This window comes from Prevotella sp. HMSC073D09, from assembly GCF_001814145.1.
GTDB classification, from domain to species: domain Bacteria; phylum Bacteroidota; class Bacteroidia; order Bacteroidales; family Bacteroidaceae; genus Prevotella; species Prevotella conceptionensis.
Window position 1 is genome coordinate 97,069 of sequence record NZ_KV815131.1, and the last position, 3,968, is coordinate 101,036.

The 3,968-nt window shown below is 48.1% G+C and carries 4 protein-coding genes and 2 pseudogenes; 4 read left to right on the top strand and 2 right to left on the bottom strand.

All coding sequences use genetic code 11. The annotated features are described in order from the left end of the window. Window positions 1-214: 214 nt before the first annotated feature. Window positions 215-1,501 carry a TolC family protein gene (locus HMPREF2955_RS13265; protein ID WP_070723911.1) on the bottom strand — a complete coding sequence of 429 codons (1,287 nt, stop codon included), beginning with the start codon at window positions 1,499-1,501 and terminating at the stop codon, window positions 215-217. A gap of 159 nt (window positions 1,502-1,660) precedes the next feature. Here HMPREF2955_RS13265 and HMPREF2955_RS13270 point away from each other — a divergent pair, with 159 nt between their 5' ends. From HMPREF2955_RS13270 to HMPREF2955_RS15375, 4 genes and pseudogenes are all read left to right on the top strand, one after another. Then, on the top strand, window positions 1,661-2,560 hold the full coding sequence (locus HMPREF2955_RS13270; RefSeq protein ID WP_070723923.1) for a helix-turn-helix domain-containing protein: 900 nt from the start codon (window positions 1,661-1,663) through the stop codon (window positions 2,558-2,560). Between the two features lie 141 nt (window positions 2,561-2,701). Beyond that, the gene (locus HMPREF2955_RS13275) at window positions 2,702-3,019 is read left to right on the top strand and encodes a type II toxin-antitoxin system RelE/ParE family toxin (protein ID WP_070723912.1); all 318 of its coding nucleotides are present in this window, start codon (window positions 2,702-2,704) and stop codon (window positions 3,017-3,019) included. Between the two features lie 6 nt (window positions 3,020-3,025). Further along, window positions 3,026-3,337: a HigA family addiction module antitoxin gene (locus tag HMPREF2955_RS13280; protein ID WP_009230897.1), complete on the top strand. Its 312-nt coding sequence runs from the start codon at window positions 3,026-3,028 to the stop codon at window positions 3,335-3,337. A 243-nt stretch (window positions 3,338-3,580) separates the two neighbouring features. Beyond that, window positions 3,581-3,736, top strand: a pseudogene (locus HMPREF2955_RS15375) (IS5/IS1182 family transposase); the annotation flags it as partial. A gap of 7 nt (window positions 3,737-3,743) precedes the next feature. Here HMPREF2955_RS15375 and HMPREF2955_RS16680 read toward each other — a convergent pair. Beyond that, window positions 3,744-3,968: pseudogene (locus HMPREF2955_RS16680) on the bottom strand (hypothetical protein); the annotation flags it as partial.

The following is a 3,968-nucleotide window of genomic DNA, read 5'->3' on the forward strand; positions in this document are numbered from 1 at the left end:
CACCCCCAGCCCCTCTCCAAAGGGAGAGGGGAGTGAAATGCCTTGTTGGTGAACTGCGAAATTGAAGTTGTTAGGAGAGTTTGCAATGCCGTTCAAAAGTTATTGGCTTAACTACTAAGAGTGGAAAGGTGAGAGTTTGAAAAGTGAAACAATGACTAACGTCACCTCTGCATTTGGCTTAACTCCTTAACTCCTTAACTCCTTAACTCCTCATTTACTTCTTTCCCCTTACAAACTTCAAGTTATACATTCCTTGTAACATCTCCACTTCGTGTGTAGAGCGATTTATTTTCGCGTTGTTTTCGCGCGTTATCTCTTGCAGCAGTCGGTCGGTGTCGATGATGCCGTGCGCCAGTTTGGCCTCGGCAGCCCGCCTAACGCTCTGTCTAAGCGCAACAATCTCGTCGTCGGCAGCCATCGTTTGGCGTTTGCTTGCAATGGTTTCTTGCTGTTGCACCGTTTCCAACCGATTGTTGAAGAAGAACAATTCGCGGGCATTTTCTATCTCGGCCTGTGCCACCGACAAGCGTTGCACGTTGTTGCGATGCGTGTATAGGTTGCCAATGTTCCACGCAAGGCGCACGCCAGCCAAAGCATTGAACGAGGGCGAGCGGCTGTTCATGTCTTTAAACATGTCGAAACCGGGGTAGCCATAGTAGGCTTGGCCGAACACACTTAGCGTGGGGAGCAGCGAAGTGCGCAGTGCACGCTGTTGCGAAGTGATTAAACGCAGGCGTAGGTCTATGGCTTTCAGCTCTGGCCGAACGTCTTCCGCAGTCTGTTCGGTGGCTGCGAGCATCGGTTTTACAATGCTGTCTATGCGCTCAACGTTGCAAAATAAGGCCAACATGCGGCAGAGTGCGGCGCGCGTGTGCTGCAATTCGTTGGCCATTTGCACGGCCGTTAGGCGTTCGGCTTTCACTTGGTCCACGTCGCTTTGCATGGCTACGCCCTGCTTTTGCAGTGCAGCGAGCTTGTTTTCGTTGCTTTGTAGCAGCGTTTGCAGGTCGCGATTAAGTCGCAAATGTTCGTCAACAAGCAAGATGCCGAAGTAAAGGTCGTTCACCCTTTGGCGTACTTGGTAGAGCGAAACGTCTGTTTGCGCCTCGTCTACCTGCTGTTGAAGTCGCGCCACATCTTTTTGTGCGCTAATCCTTCCGCCGTCCCACAGCATCTGGTTAACGTCTACACCCACGCGATATTGTTCCTTTGCCAGTCCGCGTGTGCTTTGTCCCAGTGCCGCCATCATGTTAGATAGCTGTTCGGGCAGTTGCGCCACGCGGTTTTGCACCGCGCCTTGCGCCGCCACTTGCACCTGCGGCAGCCATCCTTTCTTGATGTTGGCTACGGTGTAGGCCGTGGATTGGGCGTAGAGTGCGCGCCGCTTGATGAGCGGATAGTTCTGTTGTGCCTGCTGTTGGCAGGCCTCTAACGTGGTTTGCGCAGGGCAAGCGGCGGCACACAACAGTGCGAGGGCTATTAATAATGTATGCTTCATCATTCCTTTTGTTTACATCTCATGGTGCAAAATTACGCTGTTTTGCTTACATCCTTGTTATCCTTTACGGCCGATAAATGTTCTTTTAGTAGCTTTTTGCGCTTAATCAGGGTTTTTATGGGCGGTTTTTATTATCTTTGTGGAAATAAGAAAGGACGTGTTATGAACAATCAGACAATCGAAACTCTTACTATGGAGGAGATAAGAAATAGGCTCAGCGTGCATATTGCCGAACCCGACATGCCCATAACAAAAGAGGGTTTCACCATGCTTTATAATGGTCGAAACACCTTTGGCTTGGCCGTTGTGGCCCATTGTCCTTATCGCCTGCCTGGTATTCGTATCGGGTTATTGAAGAAAGGCGAGATAAAGGCAACGCTTAATCTGCTTGAACGGAGTGCGCAAAGTGGCACATTAGGGTATTTTTGCGATGGTACCATCTTTCAATTCGACCAAATTCCGCTCGAAAGTGAGGTGGAAGGGGTGGTGATTGAGCCGTGGCTGATGGACGAATTGTTTCCGCAGGGTGTGCCAACGATGTTTAACGGGCAGGCGAAAGACGCGCTTATGCCTGCCGATGAGAAGGATATCGCCAAGGTGGAAAGCCTTTATGAGAGCCTGATGCTCGTGCTTAGGGACAGACCTTACAACCGACAAGCGGCCTTAGCCATCATTACCGCGCTGTGTTATGTGTATAACGAGTGTTACGTCAGGGCCACAGAGCATCCCGCCGAGAACCCTTCGCGGCAGCGTGTGGTGTTTGATAGGTTTATCGCTTTGGTGAACGAACATGCCAAAAACGAACATAACTTGGCCTTTTATGCCGATAAGCTGTGTCTGTCGCAACGCTATCTTAGTAGGGTTGTGTGGCAAGCCAGCGGCGTGTACGCCAAAGAATGGATAGACCGTGCCGTGATAACCGAGGCTAAGGTGATGTTGCGGCATGGCCAACTAACGGTGGCGGCCATATCAGAAGCCTTGAATTTTCCCAATCCCAGCTTCTTTAATAAGTACTTTAAGCGGCAAACGGGACAAACACCCTTGGCGTTTAGGAATGGATAGCATGTGTGTTTTTGGTATGTATAACAGAGAGTGAGTGGAACAGAAATTGGAACAGAAATAGTTGTAATGCCTGCAAAATGTGTTCGCATAAGTTGCGAAGATTAATAATTCTGGCTATCTTTGCAAAAAGAAACAGCAAAGATGGAAATAACCTTTGAGCAAGAATATTTGAGGGAGCTGTTTTATTTGGGTAAAACTCATGATAAGAAACATCGTTTTCAACCGCAAGTTATACGGAAGTATATTAATGTGTTGAACCTGATGAGCTCGCTTAATAGTACAGAAGACATGTATCGCTTTACCTCTTTGCATTATGAAAAGTTGGTAGGTGACAAGGTCGGGCGTGAGTCTGTGCGAGTTAATGACCAATATCGTATTGAATTTCGCTCGGAAATTAAATCCGGAGAGCGGATTGTTACCGTTTGCAACATATTGGAATTGTCAAACCATTATAAATAAAATGATATGTCTAGTTTAGGTTATGGCTTTTATGCCACACATCCTGGCGAAGTGCTTAAAGACGAATTGGAGGCAAGGGGCATATCCCAGCGTAAGTTCGCCGAGAGTATCGGCATGGCTTATTCGGTTCTAAACGAACTATTGAATGGGCGTAGGCCGTTGAGTACCACTTCTGCCCTTATGTTTGAAGCGGCTTTGGACATTCCTGCCGAGCCCTTAATGGAATTACAGATGAAGTACAACATGCAGGTTGCACGAAAAGATACTACTTTGGCAACCCGTTTGAAGAAGATAGCAAAGGCGGTGGCTAGGCCTTAACAGGCGGCAAGGTGTGGCGCATGCGCGTAATAGTTGTCTGCGATGTCGCTCCGCATGCGCTCTACGTATATCATGGCATATAATGAAGTCGCCTTGTCTTTTTAATGTTCTTTTCTCGTTCCTCGAAAGGTGCGTTTTCTCGCCATGACGATGTTCGAGCAAGCTCGGCATCGTTCATTTGGCTTAACGAAAACGTTCCTATAAATTGAGAGGAGTTTATTGTCTTTGTGCTGTAAAACCAAGATGAACGTTCCACTCATGTACGAAGTGCTGGACAAAGATACGGTGAAATCTGAAATTCTGCCCCATTTGCCTGTGGCAAAACGTGGTTATGTGCCAAAAGGTGATCTGGCAGAAGTCATTCAATGCTTTCTCTACAAGTTGAAAATGGGCTGTCAGTAGCAGATCACTTCTGCGTTTGCATGATGCTGTTTCCGTTGGCTGTGAGCAGCATGCCCTGCAACCGCTTGCGCTGCTGGTCGTAAACGTACCTGCTTTCCGTCGCCGTTGCCTTTACGCGCGTACACAGCATAGTCTGTTTTGTCCTGTTTTTAGTAAGAAATTTAACATTATAGCTGCCCTTTTTATCCACCAATCGCCCGCCTTGCCGCAAAAAATCGATTCTCGCGGA